Source organism: Pontibacter sp. JAM-7 (assembly GCF_048548695.2).
Taxonomy (GTDB): domain Bacteria; phylum Pseudomonadota; class Gammaproteobacteria; order Pseudomonadales; family Balneatricaceae; genus Neptuniibacter.
In genome coordinates this window covers 1-505 of the sequence record NZ_JBLYIF020000020.1, presented here as the reverse complement: position 1 = coordinate 505, position 505 = coordinate 1, and the positions used below count along the sequence as shown (strand labels likewise).

Genomic DNA, 505 nt, shown 5'->3' with positions numbered 1-505 from the left:
TAACGCTCAAAGCAGCCGCGCAGTATGCGTCGGATGGCTTTTCTTGTTATATGATTGATAAATACCCAGTTAATTCTAAAGTCCGACTTTTGGTGATTTCCAATTCATCCATAGCTTGCATAGGAATTAGCATGCTTCCACCATTGCCACTGTGAAAGCTGTATCTATAGATTGAAGAGATATTTTTGATTTCCAGTTCTTTGTATTTCACCCAAGCTCGCTGCGCCAGTTTAAGCTGTTCTTTAGAAGGAGTATCAAGTTGGCTCATCAATGCTTTGTAGGTTCGATTTAACTCTGAATCCCACTCTTTTATGGCTTCAATAGTGCATCTTTCCATTCCTGAAGTAGTCATGTTTTTTTCAAGAGATAAGCAATGCGTTAGATTGACATCTATTGGATGGAGCTCCTCATTTTCACGAGGATCAGCTCCTACGGATAGTGAACTTGCAAGTAATAATGAAAAGATAAGTATTTTTTTCATGTTATGTCCTTATTTACATATAAC

General features: G+C 37.8%; 1 protein-coding gene. It reads right to left on the bottom strand.

All coding sequences use genetic code 11. The features are described 5' to 3' along the window. Positions 1-46 precede the first annotated feature (46 nt). A complete protein-coding gene (locus ACFVYJ_RS13695; RefSeq protein ID WP_419416166.1) occupies positions 47-481 on the bottom strand; it encodes a lysozyme inhibitor LprI family protein in 435 nt (144 codons plus the stop codon). Positions 482-505: the final 24 nt, after the last annotated feature.

Excerpts from the sequence above, each read along its gene's own strand:
- ACFVYJ_RS13695 (WP_419416166.1), bottom strand. The coding sequence starts at position 481 with ATGAAAAAAATACTTATCTTTTCATTATTACTTGCAAGTTCACTATCC.